Origin of the sequence: Marinomonas flavescens (assembly GCF_004352835.1) — a bacterium.
Classification (GTDB): Bacteria; Pseudomonadota; Gammaproteobacteria; order Pseudomonadales; family Marinomonadaceae; genus Marinomonas; species Marinomonas flavescens.
In genome coordinates, this window is the sequence record NZ_SJSB01000020.1 from 36390 (window position 1) to 57704 (window position 21315).

The 21315-nt window shown below is 41.9% G+C and carries 20 protein-coding genes; 10 read left to right on the forward strand and 10 right to left on the reverse strand.

Annotated features, from left to right (window positions below; translation table 11 throughout):
• Positions 1–13: 13 nt before the first annotated feature.
• Positions 14–1429: an acetyl-CoA carboxylase biotin carboxylase subunit gene (locus E0D70_RS15725; protein ID WP_133013232.1), complete on the reverse strand. Its 1416-nt coding sequence runs from the start codon at positions 1427–1429 to the stop codon at positions 14–16.
• A gap of 120 nt (positions 1430–1549) precedes the next feature.
• On the opposite strand from E0D70_RS15725, the gene E0D70_RS15730 reads away from it, so the two are divergent.
• The gene (locus E0D70_RS15730) at positions 1550–2500 is read left to right on the forward strand and encodes a LysR family transcriptional regulator (RefSeq protein WP_133013233.1); all 951 of its coding nucleotides are present in this window, start codon (positions 1550–1552) and stop codon (positions 2498–2500) included.
• Here E0D70_RS15730 and E0D70_RS15735 read toward each other — a convergent pair.
• Positions 2494–3399, reverse strand: a complete 906-nt coding sequence (locus E0D70_RS15735) for a DNA-3-methyladenine glycosylase 2 (RefSeq protein WP_133013234.1) — start codon at positions 3397–3399, stop codon at positions 2494–2496. The genes E0D70_RS15730 and E0D70_RS15735 overlap by 7 nt on opposite strands.
• Positions 3400–3757: 358 nt before the next feature.
• Here E0D70_RS15735 and E0D70_RS17745 point away from each other — a divergent pair, with 358 nt between their 5' ends.
• Complete coding sequence (locus tag E0D70_RS17745) at positions 3758–3892, forward strand: hypothetical protein (protein WP_276312863.1); 135 nt, start codon at positions 3758–3760, stop codon at positions 3890–3892.
• A gap of 171 nt (positions 3893–4063) precedes the next feature.
• On the opposite strand, the gene E0D70_RS15740 is transcribed toward E0D70_RS17745, so the two are convergent.
• Positions 4064–4543, reverse strand: coding sequence for a peroxiredoxin (locus E0D70_RS15740; protein WP_133013235.1), 480 nt, complete (start codon positions 4541–4543; stop codon positions 4064–4066).
• A gap of 84 nt (positions 4544–4627) precedes the next feature.
• Positions 4628–6604 carry a methyl-accepting chemotaxis protein gene (locus E0D70_RS15745; RefSeq protein ID WP_133013236.1) on the reverse strand — a complete coding sequence of 659 codons (1977 nt, stop codon included), beginning with the start codon at positions 6602–6604 and terminating at the stop codon, positions 4628–4630.
• A gap of 216 nt (positions 6605–6820) precedes the next feature.
• On the opposite strand from E0D70_RS15745, the gene E0D70_RS15750 reads away from it, so the two are divergent.
• The 3 genes from E0D70_RS15750 (at position 6821) to E0D70_RS15760 (ending at position 9448) form a co-directional block, all read left to right on the forward strand.
• A complete protein-coding gene (locus tag E0D70_RS15750) occupies positions 6821–8272 on the forward strand; it encodes an aminotransferase-like domain-containing protein (protein WP_133013237.1) in 1452 nt (483 codons plus the stop codon).
• A 240-nt stretch (positions 8273–8512) separates the two neighbouring features.
• Complete coding sequence (locus E0D70_RS15755; protein WP_133013238.1) at positions 8513–8923, forward strand: energy transducer TonB; 411 nt, start codon at positions 8513–8515, stop codon at positions 8921–8923.
• A 9-nt stretch (positions 8924–8932) separates the two neighbouring features.
• Positions 8933–9448: a DUF501 domain-containing protein gene (locus tag E0D70_RS15760; protein ID WP_133013239.1), complete on the forward strand. Its 516-nt coding sequence runs from the start codon at positions 8933–8935 to the stop codon at positions 9446–9448.
• Between the two features lie 152 nt (positions 9449–9600).
• Here E0D70_RS15760 and glpK read toward each other — a convergent pair whose 3' ends face one another.
• Positions 9601–11088 (reverse strand): glycerol kinase GlpK, encoded by a 1488-nt coding sequence (gene glpK, locus E0D70_RS15765; protein ID WP_133013240.1) that lies wholly within the window; start codon positions 11086–11088, stop codon positions 9601–9603.
• 165 nt (positions 11089–11253) lie between these two features.
• On the opposite strand from glpK, the gene E0D70_RS15770 reads away from it, so the two are divergent.
• The 3 genes from E0D70_RS15770 (at position 11254) to E0D70_RS15780 (ending at position 14626) form a co-directional block, all read left to right on the forward strand.
• Positions 11254–12027, forward strand: coding sequence for a DeoR/GlpR family transcriptional regulator (locus tag E0D70_RS15770; protein WP_133013241.1), 774 nt, complete (start codon positions 11254–11256; stop codon positions 12025–12027).
• Between the two features lie 195 nt (positions 12028–12222).
• Positions 12223–13722 carry a glycerol-3-phosphate dehydrogenase gene (gene glpD / locus E0D70_RS15775; protein WP_133013242.1) on the forward strand — a complete coding sequence of 500 codons (1500 nt, stop codon included), beginning with the start codon at positions 12223–12225 and terminating at the stop codon, positions 13720–13722.
• Between the two features lie 130 nt (positions 13723–13852).
• Entirely contained in the window at positions 13853–14626 is a 774-nt protein-coding gene (locus E0D70_RS15780) for a TSUP family transporter (RefSeq protein ID WP_133013243.1), read from the forward strand.
• Here E0D70_RS15780 and gcvA read toward each other — a convergent pair.
• Positions 14606–15568 carry a transcriptional regulator GcvA gene (gene gcvA, locus E0D70_RS15785; protein ID WP_133013244.1) on the reverse strand — a complete coding sequence of 321 codons (963 nt, stop codon included), beginning with the start codon at positions 15566–15568 and terminating at the stop codon, positions 14606–14608. The two genes, E0D70_RS15780 and gcvA, sit on opposite strands and share 21 nt — an antisense overlap.
• 472 nt (positions 15569–16040) lie before the next feature.
• Complete coding sequence (locus tag E0D70_RS15790; RefSeq protein WP_207923285.1) at positions 16041–16817, reverse strand: HalD/BesD family halogenase; 777 nt, start codon at positions 16815–16817, stop codon at positions 16041–16043.
• Between the two features lie 154 nt (positions 16818–16971).
• Between E0D70_RS15790 and E0D70_RS15795 the strand changes: the two genes are divergently transcribed.
• Positions 16972–17880 carry a LysR substrate-binding domain-containing protein gene (locus tag E0D70_RS15795; protein ID WP_133013246.1) on the forward strand — a complete coding sequence of 303 codons (909 nt, stop codon included), beginning with the start codon at positions 16972–16974 and terminating at the stop codon, positions 17878–17880.
• A gap of 39 nt (positions 17881–17919) precedes the next feature.
• Here E0D70_RS15795 and E0D70_RS15800 read toward each other — a convergent pair whose 3' ends face one another.
• From E0D70_RS15800 to E0D70_RS15810, 3 genes are all read right to left on the reverse strand, one after another.
• On the reverse strand, positions 17920–19293 hold the full coding sequence (locus E0D70_RS15800; RefSeq protein WP_133013247.1) for a glyceraldehyde-3-phosphate dehydrogenase: 1374 nt from the start codon (positions 19291–19293) through the stop codon (positions 17920–17922).
• A 262-nt stretch (positions 19294–19555) separates the two neighbouring features.
• Positions 19556–19885, reverse strand: coding sequence for a DUF3392 domain-containing protein (locus E0D70_RS15805; protein WP_133013248.1), 330 nt, complete (start codon positions 19883–19885; stop codon positions 19556–19558).
• 36 nt (positions 19886–19921) lie between these two features.
• On the reverse strand, positions 19922–20503 hold the full coding sequence (locus tag E0D70_RS15810) for a uridine kinase (protein WP_133013249.1): 582 nt from the start codon (positions 20501–20503) through the stop codon (positions 19922–19924).
• Positions 20504–21194: 691 nt separating this feature from the next.
• On the opposite strand from E0D70_RS15810, the gene E0D70_RS15815 reads away from it, so the two are divergent.
• Positions 21195–21315 (forward strand): helix-turn-helix domain-containing protein (locus E0D70_RS15815; protein WP_165942912.1); only part of this gene is annotated, 121 nt, incomplete at its 3' end.

Sequence of the window (21315 nt, forward strand, 5' to 3'; positions counted from 1 at the left end):
TTCCTCCTGCGGATTATCGACCAACGTGTGCGGCAATAGCCGCCGCTAATACAAGCGCAATATCGCTTGGGTTACGTTTTACGGAATAATTTAATAGCTCTGGATGGGCTGGTACAAAGCCCGTATTGAACTCACCTTTGATAAAATCAGGGTGTTTGAGAATTTCTTGGTAATAGTTGGCTGTTGTTTTGATACCGTGCAAACGCATATCATCGATCGCCCGGCGACCACGAGCTAACATTTCATCCCAAGTTAGTGCCCATACAACCAACTTCAAACACATGGAGTCGAAGTAAGGTGGTATTTCATAACCTGTATAAATAGCTGTATCAACTCGAACACCTGGACCACCTGGCGCATAATAATGAGTAATACGTCCAAAACTTGGCATAAAATCATTTTTAGGGTCTTCGGCGTTGATCCGAAACTGCATCGCGTACCCGGTATAGCTGATATCTTCTTGGCGAAAACTTAATGGCAAACCAGAAGCAACACGCAATTGCTCGCGTACAATATCTACGCCTGTAATTTGCTCAGTAATCGTGTGCTCTACTTGAACACGCGTGTTCATTTCCATGAAGTAGATTTCATTGCCAGACAACAAGAACTCAACAGTCCCCGCATTTTCGTAACCCACTGCTTGGGCTGCGGTAACGGCAAGATTACCAATGTATTGGCGCTGCTCTGGTGTTAATTGCGGGCTAGGTGCAATCTCAATCAATTTCTGATTACGGCGTTGAATCGAACAATCACGCTCATAAAGGTGAATCACATTGCCTTGAGAATCTGCCAAAATTTGTACTTCGATGTGGCAAGGGTCGACGATACACTTCTCAAGAAATACTTCTGCAGAACCAAAAGCCTTAGTCGCCTCAGAAATAACGCGAGGATACTGACTAACCAACTCTTCTGGTGTATCACAACGACGTATTCCACGCCCGCCGCCACCTGAAGTGGCTTTAATCATGATGGGATAACCAAACTTATCCGCTAAAGATAAAGCCTCATCAAGATCTTTTAAATTTCCTTCCGAGCCAGGAGTAACAGGCACCCCCGCCGCACGCATGCTATCTCGTGCTTGGGTTTTATCACCCATTTTATTGATTACAGTGGATTTTGGCCCAATAAACACGATACCTTTTTGCTCACATAGTGCGGCAAAATTTGCATTTTCTGATAAAAAGCCATAGCCAGGATGAATCGCATCACAGCCGGTTTCTAATGCTAAATTTACAATGCGTAAGGGATCCAAATAACCAGCGATAGGGTCGTCGCCTAATGAATAGGATTCATCCGCACGCTTAACGTGCAATGCATAACGGTCCGGCTCGGTAAAAATGGCAACAGAACGAATATCGGACTCTGAACATGCACGTATTATACGAACCGCGATTTCACCACGGTTAGCGATCAACACTTTCTTCAACATGGGTCACTCCTTAACTTGGTGTTCATTTAGCCTACGCAAAGAAAGACAAAAGTAAAAATTGATATTTCAAAGGTTATCTATAAGGTATACGTGATAGATAAACAGAAAATGAGAGAAGAAATGTCATCACCCGTCCAAAATATAGCCAATCGGTTAACCTTTAGGCAGCTACAAGTATTCAAAAGCGTCTATGAGCTAAGCAGCTACAGTCGTGCTGGTGACATGCTCGGATTAAGTCAGCCCGCGGTAAGCAATCAAATCCGCCAATTAGAGCAAACCATCGGTCAACCTTTGTTCGAATACGTCGGCCGTCAGCTTTACAGCACGGCCATCGCGAAACGCTTAGCAGAATGTACTTTTTCTGTTTTCAATGAAGTTCAACGATTTCAAAATGACCTTGCCGCCGAGACAGGATTGATATCAGGAGAGCTAAAGTTAGTTGCCGTTTCCGCGGCTCAATACATAGTGCCATATTTACTTCGCGCTTATTCAGATCTAAACCCTGACGTCACTATCTCGCTGGAGGTGGTCAATCGAGAAAAAGCCATTGAACGATTAGAAAAAAATCGCGATGAGTTAACGATTATGGGCATGGTGCCAAACGATAAACCTATGCTGAGCATACCTTTTTTAGGTAATAAGTTGATTGCTGTGGCGCCTAAAGGCCACCCTCTACTACAAGAGGAAGAGGTCACATTATCGATGTTTTTAGAGCAAACATTGCTGCTTAGAGAAGTAGGTTCTGGTAGTCGCTTAACACTCGAACTACATTGCCAAAAACAGCGAGTGCGCTTTCAGAATAAAATGGTTCTTGGTTCAAATGATGCCATTAAGCATGCCGTGCTGGCGGGGTTAGGCGTTGCTGTTTTACCGCGTTTAGCCATTATTTCCGAGTTAAAACTAGGCAGTTTAGTCGAACTGCCTATCAAAGATTTTCCATTGCGACGATCTTGGTGTCTAGTCAGCCCTCAAGGCCAACATCCAACCCCAACCATGCGCTCTTTTATTGATTATGTGCAACAGAATATTAGCCAGTTTGAGCCTATGTTTCAGCGCATGATAGATCAATAACTTATCTCTGAATCCATGGCCCACAGGTGAGCGCCAACTAGCGCCCTCCAAGGTGAATAATCGGCTAACCATTGCTCCGTTGCCTTGGCATCTAACAGCACTGACGACTTAAGTAAAGTGGATAGATTGCGGCGCACAGCCACATCCCCGTGTAACGAACCATCAAGCCAACTAAAGCCGCGCAACAAGCCATAACTAACCGTCCAGGGACCAATGCCTTTCAAGGCAAGCAATTGCTCTGTCAATGACTCGATTGCTGGTCGATCAGGTTGAGAAGGCCAAATCAACTTTCCTTGACGGAGATGCTCAGACAAAAGCAAAAGCGCAGCGGCTTTCGCTTTAGAAAAACCTGTTGCTTGTAAATCCTCAGGGACAACCTGGCTCAATGATTTAGCCGTTGGATAACACATTAACCCACTTGAGTGTTGCGCTCCAAAGGCTTGAATGAATCGCCGACGTATTGAAATAGCAGCCTTGACACTAATCTGCTGACCAATAATAGCCCAACTAAAGGCTTCAAAAGGTGAAGCGCTCTGTGGAATACGCAATCCCATTTGTTGCTTCACTAACGATGACATAGGCGAGTTTTGTGTAATACATTGCGCTTCGAAAGTATCAACATCTTGATCTAAACCCAGCATATGATCCGCTAATTCGGACAAAGCTATTTTATCAGCGTCTGTCACTTCTCTTGGTATATCTAATAAAATAAGTACCTGACCTATTTGATTGAAATTAAAAGAAATAACCGCAGCTTCATCCTGCCAAAAAAGTCCTTTCTCAATAATGTTTCCACTGCATCGCTCTGCAATAGATTCACTATCGCGACCATGAAAATCAAGAAAACCTTGTCGTTGAAAATGGTATGGAAGTGGTTTAATCAAAGACAATATCGACATGGTATCCCTTAAGAAATGAGTGAAACTATTTTATTCCTAAACCGCACCCTATGAGCAGTTCGATCAAAATAGGGCTTATTTAATGATTAGATTATCTAGCGACCCTATGCAACGTGACATAGACCTAGAAGCACATCTTGTTTTGTAATGATAAGTAACCGGGATTTCTAAAAAGTCGGTATTTTATCATTTCCTAATCAATATCACTTTTTCAAGTCACCTTTCTAAACAAAAAACCAGCATCAATCACACTAAAATTTTTTTATACTACTTAGCTGTAATGTAGGAATTAGCCTCTGACATCAGCGAACGTGTGTTGGCACAAAACAGCGAACTTACCCGCAAAGTAAAAAATAGCATGAGCAGCATTCGGGACTATTCGAGCGACAGTGCACAATTAATCAGCCAAGCAGCCGACATCATCAATGAGGTTTTAGCTGGCGCAGAGCATGTCTCAGAAACCGTGGATAAACTACTAAAAAGCTCTACCTAATAAGGGAATCAGGAGAATAAAGTATAAAAACGATACTACTCTCTTGTATGGTGCAGGTTCAATAATTTTCGAGTTTGCATCGTCGCTATAATTTTGACAACAAATGATTTGAACTAAAAACAAAAAAGCCGCTTCAAATAGCGGCTTTTACGATTACTTCAACATTATGTTCTAGATTTGTGTCAATACATATTCAGCTGAACTGACTTTGTATTCACCTGGCTCATCAAGCCAAAGTTTCTGTACTATTCCATGGTCAATTAGCATCGCATAACGACGACTGCGAACACCCATCTTTGCTGCTGATAGATCTAATTCTAAACCAAGAGAGCAGGTAAATTCGGCTAAACCATCAGCTGCCATCACAAGGTTTTCGGCATTGTTAGCATCACTCCATGCTTTCATAACGAAAACATCATTCACAGATAAACACATTAGTTCGTCGATACCTTTTTCTTTAAACGCATCGTAATGAACAATATATCCAGGTAGATGGCTCGCGCTGCAAGTCGGTGTAAACGCACCATGCAAAGCAAACATAAGCACTCGCTTTCCTGAGAAAAATTCAGTCACGTCAACACTTTCAGGGCCTTCTACACCCATGACCTGAAACTGACCATTAGGCAACATATCCCCAACTTGAACAGCCATATATTTTCTCCACAAAGTAATAATGGCGATATATTACATGAAAAACACTTAAAGTCAGGAGTCTATATTTTAAATATTCATTCATTAAATAATTTTAAATTGTGCCAGTAGCTGCTTTTGATACGTTGCCAAATCAGAAAGTCCCTCACTGTCCTTTTCACTTTGATCGGCACTGCGTGTTGCTTGGTCAGACATATCAGAGATTTCATGAACACTTTTACTGATATCTTGAGCCACCAGCGATTGCTGTTCTGCGGCCGTGGCGATCTGAGTACTTAAGTCACGAATTTCTGTCATACCGCTTTGTAGTTCATTGATCGCAAGGCCGACAGCTCGAGTATCTTCAACACTAGAATAGGCGCTATCACGACTCTCTTTCATACTTGAAACTGTCTTTTTCACCCCTTGTTGCAGCTGATTAATAACACTTTGAATCTCTTCTGTTGAGCTATGTGTTCGTGTAGCAAGGGTTCGGACCTCATCCGCAACAACTGCAAAACCACGACCATGTTCTCCCGCTCGAGCGGCTTCAATGGCGGCATTTAGGGCTAACAAATTAGTTTGTTCAGCAATTTCTTGGATCACCACCAAAATGCGACCAATATTTTGCGAATATTCATCGAGTTGATTTACCACTTCTGTGGATAGCTCAAGCTGCTCAACAAGACGCTCAACCTCTTTTACATTACGGCTCATTTGTTCGCGGCTTTCACTTGCTCGCTGATCCACATGTTGAATTTGGCTTAATGTGATTTCTGAGTTTTTCGCAACCTCATGAACTGTTGCCGCCATTTCGGTCATTGCAGTTGCCACATTGGATGTTTGATCGTTTTGTGAGCGCATCAAAATTTTCGTTTCACCAGACAAGCGAACGTTATTTTGTGCCGATTCTGAGACGTTATTAGAAGCTTTATCTATTTCCACCATGACCTTTTGAAGCTTTGCTACTAGGTTATTAACCCAGCGGGATAAGTCGCCAAACTCATCTTTCGTTTTCACATTACTGCGTTGTGTGAAGTCACCTTCCGATATTTTACCCAGCACATTCATTACTTCATTCAAGGGAGTACGAATACTACGGCTCACCCAGATAGCAATTAAAACAGCAATAATGATAGAGATGAGTAAAACAGTACCTATCATAATAGTAGAAAACGATGATGTTTCTTTAGCATCTAGCTCTGCTTGGTTACGCATCGCGGTTGTGCTAACAAGTAGCTTTTCAGACAACGCATCTACTTTGTTCATACTACCTGATAGCTGTTTAGCCAATACTTCTGATTCTTGGCTTAAGCGCATGTAATCATAGAAATGACTAATCACGCTGTCTTTACCTTGAATTTCATGACTTACCGTATCGATAGACTCTTTAATATCTCCGTTATTTAAATAACTTAATTTATCATCAAGTCCGACAAACACTTTTGACATGGTTTCAATCATATTTTTCAGATCTTTTAGACTTCTAGTATCAAAATAATCATCAATCGATACCTGAAGACTTTCTAAACGACTGCGTATATAAGCAGCCGCAAATTTAGATTGTTGTGATCCATCGCCCTCTTCTATGGCCTTAAGGTCATCAATGGTATAAGACAAGTCATCCTTAAGATCAAACTTCTCATCTGGGATTTTTGCTTGTGTTGTAAGCATCAGTTGATGGTTCGCAAACGCTACTTTTGTATACTTATAAAAAAGCTGAACCTCATTATTCACGTCTTGCAAAAGCCCAGACATTTCCGTGTCATTACTCACCTGTTTTTGCAGCGTATCTGACAAGGTATTGAGAGCCGTTTGTTGCTCCTCGAAGGATTTTTTTAAGCCACTTAATGCTGACGGTGATTTGCTTAACAAATACTGTAGAACCGTTGAATTAGCTAATGATAAGTCATGGCTTAATTCATTGCTGGAGGCCGTGATTTTCGCCACATGACCCGTTATTTCATCCAGATTCTTCTCTACTTGGTTAATCCCTGTAAAACCTGAAGCGGCAATCACCAACAATAGTAACAATAGAACGCCAAAGCCCAACAGGATCCTCTGGATAACAGATAATGACATAACCAACCTCTAAAAATTGAGTGTACTTCATACTAAAAACAGACTACATATTGGCAGAAAACTGACCTATTAGACAGATTATACCAAGCGAATTATTATCTTTTTTGTGCTGTGACACTAAAAACAAACATCTGCTAGAAATCGAACGTTAATTTCCTTCCACAAAAGGATCTGTTAAATTCAGGTCACAATAGCTAACCGACGTTGCCTATCATTATGGATCACCTTCTTTACGAAAAAGTGGCAGAACAAATAGAAAAACACATTACCGAAGGTACTTTTCTGCCCAATACACGCATCCCTTCCGTCAGAAAGTCTAGTAAACAATTCAACGTCAGCATTGCTACTGTTATGCAAGCTTATAGCGTATTAGAAGACAAAGGCATCATTAAAGCGCGTCCGCAGAAAGGCTATTTTGTTCAAACCAATCAGCCTACGACGGAAGCAACGCAAATATCCCCAAAAAAATACGATGGCCATATACACCTGCTACTAAACCGGCTATTACATGCATCTCAAGATGCAAACATCGCGCCATTTGGCGCAGCCATTCCACAAAGTGACTTTTTACCACTTAAACAACTACAGCGCTCCGTTGGGCGCTTGATGCGCACAGAGCCAGAGATTTGTGCAAGCTATGAATTTACACCTGGCTCATTAAACTTACGCCGACAAATCGCCATCCGAATGCTTGATACAGGATGTCGCCTTCAGCCCGATGACATCACCATCACACTCGGGTGCCAAAATGCCATCATGCTGGCTCTTCAAGCAATCACACGACCAGGCGACACTATTGCCATAGAAAGCCCTGCCTATCATGGCGTATTACAAGCCATTGAAGTACTCCATCTTAAAGCAATAGAAATCCCCTGCTCAGAACAGCATGGGATAGATTTGACACTGCTTGAACAAGCCGCTCGACAATGGGACATCAAAGCCTGCATTGTGACCCCAAACAACCAAAATCCAACCGGAGCAACACTCTCCAGTGAAGCCAGAAGAACACTGCTAGAAATTGCTAACAAGCATGACATTATTTTGATTGAAGATGATGTTTATGGAGAATTGAGCTATCAAGACAAACGTGAAAAAGCATTAAAAGCTGACGACCAAGAAGGCCGTGTTGTTTATTGCAGCTCCTTTTCAAAAAGCATAGCGCCGGGGTTTAGAATCGGCTGGATTGTGGGCGGAAGGTTTCGTAATGAGATAGAGCATTATGCTTATGTTCAGTCTCTTGCCATTCCTACTATCACTCAAATTGCCATCGCCAACTTTTTAGAACACGGCGCTTACGATCGTCATCTACGAAAAACACGACAAGCCTACCAAGCTAATTTAGCTCGCTGTCGAGCCCTCGTTCTTGAAACGTTTCCTGAGGGCACAGAAGTTTCCAACCCATGTGGTGGTTTCTTGCTTTGGGTGACTCTCCCTGAAACCATTAATGCTATGCAGCTTCATCAAGAAGCACTAACTGAGCAAATCGGTTTACTACCAGGTCTAGCCTTCGGTCTTTCTAATCAGTTTTCTCATCACTTTAGACTGAATTATGCTGTTATTTGGGATCAAAAAAACCTAAATGCGCTTTTAGAACTAGGGAAACTAGTACATACACTGCAAAACGACATATTGACCGATAACGACATTTACACCCAGTTCACGACATAATTAACAGAAACATATGATTTAAAAGGTGTTTTTAGTGACAAAAGCAGTGAAAATGAATTACTCATAAATAGCGTCTCAAGAGAGATACCTTTCTTATAAGCTGAGGTTATGAAAGTCTGTTTTGACATCTTAAAATTCGTCTGTACAGCCCGAACGAAAAGCGTACAATTCGCATTCTTTTTTAAACACTCTGCCCTTGTGGCCGATAACTTTAATACTTGAATTAACTGGCTCGTTGCGATGGAATTTGTTGCACATCCGAAAGAACTTCCTTTAGAGATAACTCTCATAGAGGATCAAGCCTTTCCGACTTTAATGGAAGAAAGGGATGGGTTCGTCGGAATTACCTACCTTGCCGCCCAACATCTCGAACGTGGGCGCTCAGTGCGTATTACCCTTCAAGAAATTGATCCTAATTTTTGTGTCACTGGACGCGTCGTCTCGTGCTGTAATGAAGTAGGTGAATACCGAATTGCAATTGAATTCCCAATCAAAGACGAATGTTACTGTGTTCGTATGGTTGAACAGCTTTCTCAAATAGAACATTATCGACGTCAAGCAAAAACACAAGGCCGCCGCCTTAACTATAATGAGGCCGCTGCTGAATGGATTCAGAAATTCGCCGCCTCTTTTCCTGCATTCATTATTTAAAAGACCGCTATGACCCAACCTCTTTCTCAACGTGATATTGATATTATCACCACCCAACTTGGCCGTACGCCTAGTGGTATCAGTGCCATTGCTCATTACTCTCCAAATCAAATCCCTCAAGTTCTCGAAATGGAAACATGGGTGTTTAATCAACCCTTCCCGACATTGTATTGGTTATCGAGTAAAGCGATTGATAAAGCGTTGGCTAAAATCGAAAGCCAAGGTGTTGTAAAAGAACTAGAGCAACGAATTAAAGACGATGAAGTATTGCGAGAAGCGCATCATAACTCTCATCGTGATTACATTGCTCGCCGCTGGGCAGCAATGAACGACGAGCACAAAGCCATCCTTGAAGAGAAAGGCTTTAAACCATTGTTCGAAGAGCTTGGCATTGGCGGCATTAGGAACTGGGATCAAGTACGTTGCCTACACATGCAATATGCCCATCATTTAGCGGGTGATAATGTGATTGGTCGCATTCTTGATGAAGAATATGGCATTAGAGCAATCGCTGACGCAGAATAATTTGCACCGAAATAGACCGTTATCTACGCTAAGGTCAAATGTTTGGTATAAATCATAGCAATAGAAAAGCCAAAATAAGACACCTCTTATTTTGGCTTTATTGTTTAGGCTTAGTCACCCAGAGCATTTAGAGCATCAATACACTTACAGGCTTATTCAGGTCGGGTACGAACTCGATTCACCGCTTCTTGCCATCCTGCATACAATTTTTCACCCGTACCTTTCTCCATACTAGGTTCAAAATGTTTCTCCGCTTGCCATAATTCTGTAATGGCCTCGAGTGAGGTATAAATACCGACATGCAATCCGGCCAAATACGCGGCGCCTAATGCGGTTGTTTCCGTAATTTTAGGACGTTCAACCTCTACTTCTAATAAATCGCTCAAGAATTGCACCATGACATCATTAATCACCATGCCGCCATCTACTCGCAACGAGCGAAACGTCGCGCCATCCTGCGCCATAGCACCGACTAGATCTTTGGTTTGATAACACACAGACCTCAATCCAGCACTAACGATATCCGCAACGCTGGTATCTCGCGTTAGCCCTATCATCGCGCCTCTAGCATCCGGATCCCAATGAGGTGCACCTAAGCCAGTAAACGCAGGCACTAAATACACAGAATCGCCATTAAGGGCTTGTTTCGCCAAGCTTTGCGTCTCTTTCGCGTCTTTAAACAGATTTAACCCATCTCTCAACCATTGAATAGCGGCTCCAGCAACAAATATACTGCCTTCTAAAGCATAAGTTACTTTACCATTTAGTCGATAACCTACTGTTGTTAAAAGCTTATTTTCTGAACGTAATGGTTTATCACCGGTATTTAATATAAGAAAGCAGCCAGTACCATAAGTGCTTTTCACCATGCCAGGTTTGAAGCATGCTTGCCCAACTAGCGCAGCTTGCTGATCGCCAGCCATGCCATTAACAGGAATACTCGCACCGAGCCATTCTTCGTCAATAACGCCAAAATCAGCGCTGCAATCCATCACTTCTGGTAACAGGACATCCTCAATACCTAAAGAATGAATCAATTCCTGATCCCACTCTTGAGTATGTATATTAAATGCCATGGTACGTGCCGCATTAGTCGCATCCGTTTTATGAGACTGCCCTTTGGTTAAGCGCCACAATAAAAAGCTATCAACAGTGCCAAACGCTAACTTTCCAGCTTTTGCCTTATCTTTAGCACCTTCAACATTGTCCAATACCCAACGAATTTTAGTCGCAGAAAAGTAAGGGTCTATAAGCAGGCCTGTTTTATCTTGGACTGTTTCACTTAAGCCTTGGTCATGAAGCATGCGACAAAACTCACTGGTTCTCCGGTCTTGCCAAACAATGGCATTATAAACCGTCTCACCTGTTTCTATATCCCAAAGCAGCGTGGTTTCACGCTGATTGGTAATACCAATACTGGCTACCGATTTGGCATCGATACCTGTATCCTTAAGTACAGACTGGCACACACTTAACGTGGAGCTCCATATATCTTCAGGATCATGTTCCACCCAACCATCGTGCGGAAAATGCTGTGGAAATTCTTGTTGAGACTGCCCAACTCGTTGACCTAATTCATCAAATAAAATGGCACGAGAGCTTGTAGTTCCTTGATCGATTGCAAGAATATATTTTTTCATAGAGAGTACTCTTTTATGTCTCAGTCCCCTGGCAACGAAAACAACACCAGTGAACTTGTATTTTTGTCATTTTGAACATTGATGTTCAGATATGAATATGACGTATTAAAAACCAATCTAGGCTTCTTTAGCAAGCAGTAAACTTTTTTAGGAGAATGTATAAAGATGGGGCAACAAACTCGCCAAGAGAAAATAGTCGCGATTACTAAAGAAAAAGGCTACGTGACGATTGATGAATTGGCCAACAAATTTGCTGTGACGCCTCAAACCATTCGCCGCGACATCAATGCGCTTGCCGAAGCGGAACAGATCCGTCGTCACCATGGCGGTGCAAGTTACGACTCTAGTACAACCAATGTGGCCTACGCTACACGACAAATATTGCAACTATCAGCCAAAGAACAAATTGCTAAAAGAATCGCCGCCGAAATACCTAATAATGCCTCATTGTTTATCAACATAGGCACAACAACAGAAACTGTTGCACGAGCCTTACTAAACCATCAAGGTCTACAGGTCATCACGAACAACTTAAACGTCGCGGCTATTCTTAGCGGCAAAGAAGACTTCACTGTCATTATTGCTGGCGGTACCGTCCGCTCTCGCGATGGTGGCGTTATGGGTGAAGCGACCATTGATTTCATTAGTCAATTCCGAGTCGATTACGGCATTATCGGCATCAGTGGTATCGACCCAAATGACGGCTCATTGCTTGACTATGATTATCAAGAAGTTCGTGTTGCACAAAGCATTATCGTTAATTCACGTAATGTTTTTTTGGCTGCTGACAGCGCCAAATTTGGACGAAATGCAGTAGTAAGATTGGGGAATATAACCCAAGTGGATCGCTTATTTACCGAAGAGCAGCCACCAAAACCAATTCTTGAATTAATGAAAGAACACCAAGTACGTCTAGAGCTGTGCTCTTCACAAAGCTAATACTTCTCCATAATAAAAGCAGCCTTTACCTCTAGTCGGCTGCTTTTATTTCTCTTTGCTTATTTTTTGCCTCAATACCTTTTAAAAACCTTAATTAACGACTTGCCATCGTGCATATCAGGGTCTAATATCGAACATTAATGTTCGTTTTCGAAAATGAAGACGTAAAAACCGAAATAATTAATGAGGCAAGGCATGGCACAAACACATTTTGACTTATTTGTCGTCGGCGGCGGCATCAATGGAACAGGCATCGCTGCCGATGCAGCAGGACGCGGCTTAAATGTTGGATTGTGTGAAATGGGCGACCTTGCTCATGCGACGTCTTCCTCAAGTAGTAAGTTGATTCATGGTGGATTACGCTACCTTGAACATTATGAATTCCGCTTGGTTCGAGAAGCACTCACCGAGCGTGAGGTACTATTAAAAATAGCGCCACACCTTGTTACCCCATTGCGCTTTCAAATGCCTCATCGACCTCATCTACGACCTGCTTGGCTAATTCGCATTGGCTTATTTTTATATGACAATCTAGGTAAAAGGGAAACGCTGGCCGGATCTAAAGGCGTTAAATATGGCGCTGACAGCCCTTTAAAAAAGGACATTACTAAAGGATTTGAGTATTCAGATTGCTGGGTAGATGATGCAAGATTAGTCGTGATCAATGCTTTGAGCGCCCAACAAAATGGCGCCAACATATATGCTCGTACGCGCTGCACATCAGCCAAACGTGTAAATGGAAAATGGCACATTACGCTTGAAGATCAAATGACGAAAGAATCTCAAGACATCACAGCGAATGCACTCGTCAATGCCGCTGGACCTTGGGTATCTTCTTTTATCAAAACACAAATGGATCTAAAACCGCCCTACGGTATTCGCATGATCAAGGGCAGTCATATTGTTGTGCCGAGACTTTATCAGCACTCTAATGCTTTCATTATGCAAAACACAGATAAACGCATTGTCTTTGCCATCCCTTATCGTGAAAATTACACACTGATAGGCACAACGGATGTGGAATATCATGGCGACCCTGACAAAGTAAAAATCTCTGAAGAAGAAACCCAATATATTCTTGGCGTAGCCAATCAGCATTTTAAAAAGCAATTAACCCCTGCAGACATTGTTTGGAGTTACTCAGGTGTTCGTCCGTTATTAGAAGATGAGTCATCAGACCCTTCTGCCGTAACTCGTGACTACACATTGCACTTAGATGATGAGGATAATAAAGCGCCATTATTAAGTATTTTTGGTGGAAAAATAACCACTTACCGTAAATTAGCGTTATCTGCTATGAAGCACTTGGCGCCTTATTTCCCTTCTATGGGAGAAGCATGGACACACTCAAAAGCCTTACCAGGCGGTGACTTGTCTATGTCTCTTGATGCTTTTACTTTGCAAATTCAGAAAAGATATCCGTTCCTGACAGCTCATATGGCACGACGCTTTACCATGGCATATGGCACCTTAACCAATACATTATTGAATAAGGTTACGTCACAGGAAGGGCTAGGCAAACACTTTGGCGGTGAATTATATCAAGCAGAAGTAGACTACTTGATTGAGCATGAGTGGGCGCATACTGCAGAAGACATTCTATGGCGCAGAACAAAGTTGGGGCTTGAATTTACACCAGAGCAAACAACCTCTTTGGAAAGCTATCTTAAAGAAAGGTTTGAAAACGCAGCTTAACCTTCACTGAATACCATCGAAGTCCACTTAAGATGTTGTCTAAGTGGACTTTTTTTGGTCTACTCCTAAGTAACAAACACCAAGCCTGCCAACGTCTCATTTCTGTAGCTTACTAGGAATTGTCTCCAACATGGACTTTATGATTTTCGATGTTTCATTATGGGTTTACCTTGCCCTATTTGCCGCAGCATTCTTGGCCGGTACCGTTGACTCTATTGCCGGTGGAGGCGGGTTAATTACGGTTCCTGTTCTTTTGGCAGCTGGACTTTCCCCCGTAGAGGCATTGGCCACCAATAAATTACAAGGCTGTGCAGGCACCCTATCCTCTTCTTATCACTTTATTAAAACAAAAAAAGTTAAACTGTCTGAGATGTGGCTGCCCATTATAATGACCGCGATAGGCAGTATCACAGGAACGCTACTTGTTTCCTATTTGGACAGTCGATTACTACTCAAAGCTGTGCCTATTATCTTAATTGCCGTCGCTCTGTTTTTTTTCTTTATGCCCAAATTACAACCATATATCGCTAGCAAAATCTCACTGACACACGTGCAATTCGCAGTGTTAATTGGGACAAGTATTGGTTTTTATGACGGTCTTATTGGTCCGGGTACAGGGGCATTTTTTTCAACTGCTTATTTATGCTTTATGGGGTTCACTTTAGTAGCAGCTACCGCTCACACTAAAATATTGAATGCGACTAGCAACGGCGCCTCACTCTTAATGTTTGCTTTCACTGGGCATATCGTTTGGGCGCTAGGTATTGCCATGGCATTAGGCCAGTGGTTTGGGGCACAAATTGGCTCTAGACTCGTGATCACCAAAGGGACCAAATTAATTCGTCCCATGGTCATTATTATGTGCTTAGCGATGTCGGTAAAACTACTCTGGAGTAATACCTAGCTTAATAAGGTCATCTGGTGTTGTTAGGCAATCTAGCGATGAATAAGCGAAACATTCTTCGACTAACCAAGCCAGCAATTGCTGAACGGCCTCGCGCTGACGCTGCACTTCAGGACAAGAAAATAAATAAGCGTTCCCTTCGTCCAATGATTCTGGAAACGGCTGAACTAAGCGCCCTTGCTGAATATCATCCATGACTAATGGCGTTCTTCCCAACGCAACGCCTTGACCAGCAATTGCAGCCTGCACAGCCAAATCACCGCGGTTAAAACTGATACCACGTGAAGGCTTAACCCCTTGTGCTTTCACCAACTGCAGCCATTTATCCCATTCTGCATACGGGCTAGAAAAACGCCATTCTGAGTCATCATTGAGCAATGGAACAGACGCAAGTTGATTGGGTGATTGCAGCATTCTATCGTTGGCAAATGCCGGGCTACAGACAGGAAATACCTTATCCTTCATGAGCGGTACAACATAACCGTTGTTCCGGCCAAGCATATAACTATGAATGATGGCGACATCAATACGATCTCGTTGAAAATTCATTTCCCGATCGTCGGCTTGAATCCGCAACTGCAGATCAGGGTATTTTTCCTGCAGACTACCCAGTCGAGGAATTAACCACTTGGTCGCAAACGACGGCATGACTGAGATCGTTAATATATTTGACGACTCCTCTTCTTTTAAATCACTAATCAGTGTGCTGATCTCGGTAAAGCTGTGATTCACCTGAACCGCTAACCGAGCGCCCGCCACACTAAGCTCCAAGCGGCGATGATGGCGAATAAAAAGCGTTAGCCCTAAACGCTCTTCTAATTGTCGAATTTGCTGACTTACCGCTCCTTGAGTCAGGCTTAATTCCTGCGCTGCTTTTGTAAAACTTAAATGGCGCGCAGCAATAGCAAAAGTCTCTAATCCATACAGTGGAATAATTTTCATAATAATCTCGTATTAAAGACACGTCAGCTACTGCAAATATTTTTAAAAACATTCATTAAATAAAATTAAACATCAAAGAACTCAATTTAGCACTAAGCTTTTCCTTACAAAACATAGTCTTATTAGAATTAAACGTAGAATGTCTAGAAGTTCATTTTATCAATACTAAACGATTATAGCATTAGCCATGCTAATGCTATAAACCAATTTATATCGTTTGAAAATACACATCAAAAAACTAAAATGGCGTCATCTCTTAGGTTGAACAGCGACCTAGTATGACCCTTAAATACAGCCCTAACTGTATTTAACTCCTTGCTCAATCCATGCCCCCACAGGCATGCTTTGAGTGCTGTCTTGCCGTATTTCCCACAGAATATGGCCAGGCAGTAGATAGTTACTTTTGTTTAAGCCGGACTTTGTCCGGTTTTTTTTACTTAAAAAAACCTTTTCGAGCAAGATCACAAACACTTTAAAGGCGCCCGTAAAAAGTCATCCGCGCAGATTCTGATAGCTCAACATTTGGCTTCGAGTTGTAAGCCAATACCACCAGCATACGCGTCGTATCACCGACTACTGGCGTCACTCTGTGTATTGCATTACGCCCACGGAACAAGGTTAATGTCCCAGCATCTGCGTTTAGTTTTTTGCTTTCTCGCTGCCCTGCTAATACTTCAGCAACCCCTTGATAATTCATTTCGCCGGCATCTGCATCGCGCATATTTTCGATGTATTCAAAATCTCCCCCTTGTTCAGGGCTCTGTAATAACAAGGTAATGGCGAACGAGGATTCATCAAAATGCCAGCCAAGTTCTTGGCCTTCACTGGCATAATGCAAGTTAATCGAAGACAAAGGGTCTGCGTAATTATAAAGCTGCTCTTCGTTCAGTACCGCTGCGAGAAAAACTCGAAACGGTTCAGAATCATAAAGGCTTCTTAATGGCGAGTCGGCTGAAATTTGGTCATCCGTGATACAACCTTTCGATGAACGCACAAACTTATTTCGAGAATGATCTGACGCAAACGCTGGGTCGGCCGCTTTCAAATACACATTGTGCTCATCTTTAGAAAAATACGCTAAAGATTGCTTCTCTCTACCTTCTTCTACAATGCTTGCAATCGCAGCTGGCGATAAAAAATTCGGCAACACCAAGGCGCCGTGGGCATCTAATGTCTGCTTACATTGCTGGTGAAAAGCCATATCCGTAATAGGATAGTCCGACATCCGAATAATCTTACTAAGTTCCATCAAGGCGCTCCTCTTCTCATTAATTAGGGTTTAACAAAAGAATAATTTATGGACAGCCTAATTAATAACGATATATTTTAAGGATATCGTTAAGCTGTACTTAACAATAACTCTTTAGATACTTTCTATTATTCGCTAGTAAGGTTGACTATTTATGCCCTCCTCCCAGCTCCCTCCATTAGGTGCGTTATTAGCATTCGAAGCCGCCGCAGAGTCAGGCACCTTTGCCGACGCCGCAAAAAAGCTGTTTGTCACGCCAGCAGCAGTGAGCCAGCAAATACGCAGTCTAGAACAACTGTTGGAAGTTACCTTATTTGAGCGTTCCAAAATGGGCGTAACATTAACTCGCGTGGGTCAGAGCTATTTAATATTCATCCATGAAGCGCTAGAAAAGATTCGTTTAGGTCAGCAGCAAATAAAACAGTTCAGTAATCTAGATGTCCTGACCATTACATCGTTCCCATCTATTGCCAGTAAATGGCTAATGCCTCATACATTAAGCTGGATGGAGTCTCATATAGACGTGGAGGTAAGAGTGGAAGCGAGCCACGCTATTGTCGACTTTAACCGCTCCGCTTCCGATATGTGTATTTGCTTTGGCAATAAACACTATTCAGGACTCACTAAGGAGCTGCTCTTCACAGACACTGTATCATTGGTCGCAAGCCCTTTGTTGCTGAAGTCTCTTAACGACAGGTCGGACATGTCGTCCATACTAGAGCTACCAATGATCCATATAGATTGGGGAAACCATAACCATAACTTGCCGGACTGGAGTGATTGGTTCGAGGTGGCTGGCATTGACAGAGTTGCCCCACAAGGAGGGCCTCATTTCAATCTTTCCAGTATGGCGATTGATGCGGCGGTGAAAGGCAAAGGCTTGTTGTTAGGACAAAATATGATGATAAAACATGAGCTGGAAACTGGGCAGCTCATTCCATTGTCTGATATTCGCTTACCTTTAGGCGAGGCCTATTACCTCACCTACCCGAAACGAACTCTTAACAATCCTCAAGCGGCCAACTTCATTCATTGGATAAAGCAAAAGGCTAAGGAGAATTAACCCCTTAGCCTTTTAAGATGCTAGCTTAATGAGTAGCGACTACGCCGCTTGATCTGAAAGTAACTGCTCACTCAATAAATTGGCTTGTGCCAGTTTTTCCATCAATCGAACCACTTGACAGCTGTAGCCGTATTCGTTGTCGTACCAAACATACAATGTCGCTTGGTTACCACGCACTTTTGTCGATAATGAATCTAATATACCAGCCTGCTGAGAGCCGATGAAATCGGAGCTTACTGCATCAGCTTCTGCACTGTATCCAATTTGACCCGTCAGTTCCGCACTATCTGATGCAGATTTAAGTAAGGCATTAATCTCTTCAACAGATGACGCTGTTTTTAGATTTAAGCTCAATACAGCGATAGACACATTGATCACAGGGACACGAATCGCACTGCCACTCAATTTACCTTCTAAAGAAGGGATCGCTTTAGAAACAGCTTTTGCTGCCCCCGTTTCAGTCATCACCATATTCATGCCCGCAGCACGACCACGACGATCACCTTTATGGATATTATCAATTAAGTTTTGGTCATTGGTGTAAGCGTGCACGGTTTCAACATGACCAGACACAATCCCAAATGTGTCTTCTAATACTGATAAAATCGGAGTGATTGCATTCGTCGTACAAGACGCCGCCGATACAATACGATCATCAGCAGTAACATCACTATCATTGACACCAAAGACAATATTTTTCATTTCTTTACCTGGTGCCGTTAATACTACTCGCTCAATACCTGGACGATTCAAGTGTACACTTAAACCATCACGGTCACGCCAGCGACCTGTATTATCAACAAGTAAGGCATTATCGATGCCGTAAGCTTGGTAATCGACAGAAGCAGGATCTGATGAGTAAATCACTTTCACAGGAGAGCCATTGATAATTAAAGCTTGATGCTCTTCATCAACTTTTACTAAACCTTCATAGGTTCCATGAACAGTATCGTATTTTAGCAAGCTTGCACGCTTAGCCAAGTCATTATCACACGCCTTACGAACAACAATAGCGGCTAATTTCATACCCGGTGTTGTGTTACCCAACATACACATACGACGAGCTAACAAACGACCGATACGACCAAAGCCATATAGAACGACAGGTGTTTCAACACCGGTATCTGGCTGTGCCGCTAACAATGAAGCAACATCTGCTTCAGCAAGCAAATCTTCTAGTTCAACAACCGTTTGGCTTACATCACTACTGAGTATCTCTTCGAGTACCTGATACACCTGTACAAGATCCAATTCTGGATGCTTATCAAAAAGCGCCATCAGCCCAGTAACAGAATCAGCCATTAAGGTTTGCCCTGTAAGCTGAACTTTTATTGCTTTTTCACGACCAAGTTTTCCTAATAAAGGAATCATGGATTCAACTTGCGAAAGAGTTTGTAGCCAAGTGCTTGTCATTTTTTGCCCCCGAAAAAAGACGCTGTTTCATCAATATGGGGCAAGTTTAAAGACACTTTGAGAGGAAGACAAACTGAAACAAGACTACAAAAAACCTTTAAAAACGGGTATTTAGTAGCTTTTGTTATGGAAATAACGAAATTAAAAAAGAAGGCTAGAAAGTTTACTACATTACCATCAAATCCGATCCTTCAAAATTAAAAATGATCGCAAAATTCCGTAATTTGATAACAAGAAAAGAGAGAAAGTTTCATGAATTATTTTATAAATTACGCTTTCGCTCTGCTAAAACGCCTAATAAACAAAAACAACTCACAACCAGAAGAGGTCTATAAAGATAATCGACCTGAGAAATTAGCCAATACACCAATGGTTGACTCCATAATGTCAGTAGGCCATAACCAAAAGTACACATCAAAATAAAGGCCATCACCCGGGCAACAAACATCCAAGAAGAAATCGCTCGTTTTAAGAAACCATTAACTTTATCCCCATAAATAACGAGACAAGTTGCGACTATCGCCAGAGATATTTCATGCAAGTGAGGTTGCATGAAGTGAGCAAAACGTACATTTAGATCCAGTATTATCATTTTTCTACTATTTCAATATTTTAGAGAGTGCTTTATTTAAGGTTTAGATTGTTCATTTTTCTCGTACAAAGCTTCTACGTCAATTTGTCCGGACTCTGAAGGCACCTTCGGTTGCTGGTCCACGTAGATAACCAATACATTAAAGGTCGTATTGTGGAGCTCTACATAGGTTCCATCCTTAAAAACCCATTTTGCCCGCCCATAACCATTGCGTACAAAACCAATATTAGGCGTACCGTATTTTTTTACCAGTAAACGCCCAAGTGACTGACGCTTTTCACTACTTTTCACCACACCTGACATCGTTGCTTTTATAAGGTAGTCGTCATCATTAAAGGCAATGCTCAGCTCTTTGACGCCCAGAATCCCATCAGGGCCCAAACTGTACGTCGCTACATCCTTTTTATAAGATGGATAAGGCTGCAACCCCATTGTCGCAAGGCGTTTTTCAAGACTCTCCTTACTCAGATTATTCACTTTTAAGCCAAATAACTCAGCACCTTGTTCTGCAATTGGTGTTGTTTGACGATCAGTTGAGTTATCAGCCGCAAAGCTGACCTCAGATAAAGAAAACAAAATAAATACAGACAAAAAAATTGAAATAAAACGCTTAAACATCAATATATTCCCCTTAAAACAACCAACTAGTAGAAAATCTATCAGATGGAAATACAATTCACTATTTCGATTTTAACTTATTAAAGCATATCTAGTCGTTAGCAAAACAAGTCTATTCATGTTCCAACTCGACAAAATAAAACTATTCTAGTAGTCAATACTAGAACTACATTCCCCGCACAAATGATATCGCCAATTTACCGGCATTTTTAACTAAGCCTCGATATGTTACTTTCCTAAATAATGGGGATTTAAGGGATCTAGTCCAATATTCTAATTCGCTATGCTCATTGAATCTAAAACATCATTAAGTCTGGTATCTAATCAAAAATATTTTTTTAGCGAAATCATGGGGGCAATAATAGCCCTATTGACGACTATCCTTTTTGCCATGGAAATTTGTACGAAATGACTATGTGTTCATACCTTAAAAAATCTCCTTCCTCTTTCTGACAATATTATTGGATGAGTTTACTATAAGAAAAACCAAGTTAATGACTCATAAGCAAAAAAACAAGTATCTCATGAGAGGAACTTATTCATATGCTTCATAGCACATTTATTCTTAAAATAATTAAAAGTAGTTGTGCCTAAATTCAGATAATAAGTGCGACACTGCAAATCAGGTGTAGAAGAAGCCAACTGCTGAAGTTGATACACTTCTTCTTACCACAGATAAAGCAGTACCAACATGAATTATCAGCAGTTGACCGAAGGCAAAAGATACCAGATTTCCGCTCTTTTAGGGCAAGAAATATCAGTGGCAAATATTGCACTCACCCTGAATTGTCATAGAACTACGATTTACCGTG

Coding starts and splice junctions, on each gene's coding strand:
- E0D70_RS15725 (WP_133013232.1), bottom strand. CDS start 1,429: ATGTTGAAGAAAGTGTTGATCGCTAACCGTGGTGAAATCGCGGTTCGT.
- E0D70_RS15730 (WP_133013233.1), top strand. CDS start 1,550: ATGTCATCACCCGTCCAAAATATAGCCAATCGGTTAACCTTTAGGCAG.
- E0D70_RS15735 (WP_133013234.1), bottom strand. CDS start 3,399: ATGTCGATATTGTCTTTGATTAAACCACTTCCATACCATTTTCAACGA.
- E0D70_RS17745 (WP_276312863.1), top strand. CDS start 3,758: ATGAGCAGCATTCGGGACTATTCGAGCGACAGTGCACAATTAATCAGC.
- E0D70_RS15740 (WP_133013235.1), bottom strand. CDS start 4,543: ATGGCTGTTCAAGTTGGGGATATGTTGCCTAATGGTCAGTTTCAGGTC.
- E0D70_RS15745 (WP_133013236.1), bottom strand. CDS start 6,604: ATGTCATTATCTGTTATCCAGAGGATCCTGTTGGGCTTTGGCGTTCTA.
- E0D70_RS15750 (WP_133013237.1), top strand. CDS start 6,821: ATGGATCACCTTCTTTACGAAAAAGTGGCAGAACAAATAGAAAAACAC.
- E0D70_RS15755 (WP_133013238.1), top strand. CDS start 8,513: ATGGAATTTGTTGCACATCCGAAAGAACTTCCTTTAGAGATAACTCTC.
- E0D70_RS15760 (WP_133013239.1), top strand. CDS start 8,933: ATGACCCAACCTCTTTCTCAACGTGATATTGATATTATCACCACCCAA.
- glpK (WP_133013240.1), bottom strand. CDS start 11,088: ATGAAAAAATATATTCTTGCAATCGATCAAGGAACTACAAGCTCTCGT.
- E0D70_RS15770 (WP_133013241.1), top strand. CDS start 11,254: ATGGGGCAACAAACTCGCCAAGAGAAAATAGTCGCGATTACTAAAGAA.
- glpD (WP_133013242.1), top strand. CDS start 12,223: ATGGCACAAACACATTTTGACTTATTTGTCGTCGGCGGCGGCATCAAT.
- E0D70_RS15780 (WP_133013243.1), top strand. CDS start 13,853: ATGGACTTTATGATTTTCGATGTTTCATTATGGGTTTACCTTGCCCTA.
- gcvA (WP_133013244.1), bottom strand. CDS start 15,568: ATGAAAATTATTCCACTGTATGGATTAGAGACTTTTGCTATTGCTGCG.
- E0D70_RS15790 (WP_207923285.1), bottom strand. CDS start 16,817: ATGGAACTTAGTAAGATTATTCGGATGTCGGACTATCCTATTACGGAT.
- E0D70_RS15795 (WP_133013246.1), top strand. CDS start 16,972: ATGCCCTCCTCCCAGCTCCCTCCATTAGGTGCGTTATTAGCATTCGAA.
- E0D70_RS15800 (WP_133013247.1), bottom strand. CDS start 19,293: ATGACAAGCACTTGGCTACAAACTCTTTCGCAAGTTGAATCCATGATT.
- E0D70_RS15805 (WP_133013248.1), bottom strand. CDS start 19,885: ATGATAATACTGGATCTAAATGTACGTTTTGCTCACTTCATGCAACCT.
- E0D70_RS15810 (WP_133013249.1), bottom strand. CDS start 20,503: ATGTTTAAGCGTTTTATTTCAATTTTTTTGTCTGTATTTATTTTGTTT.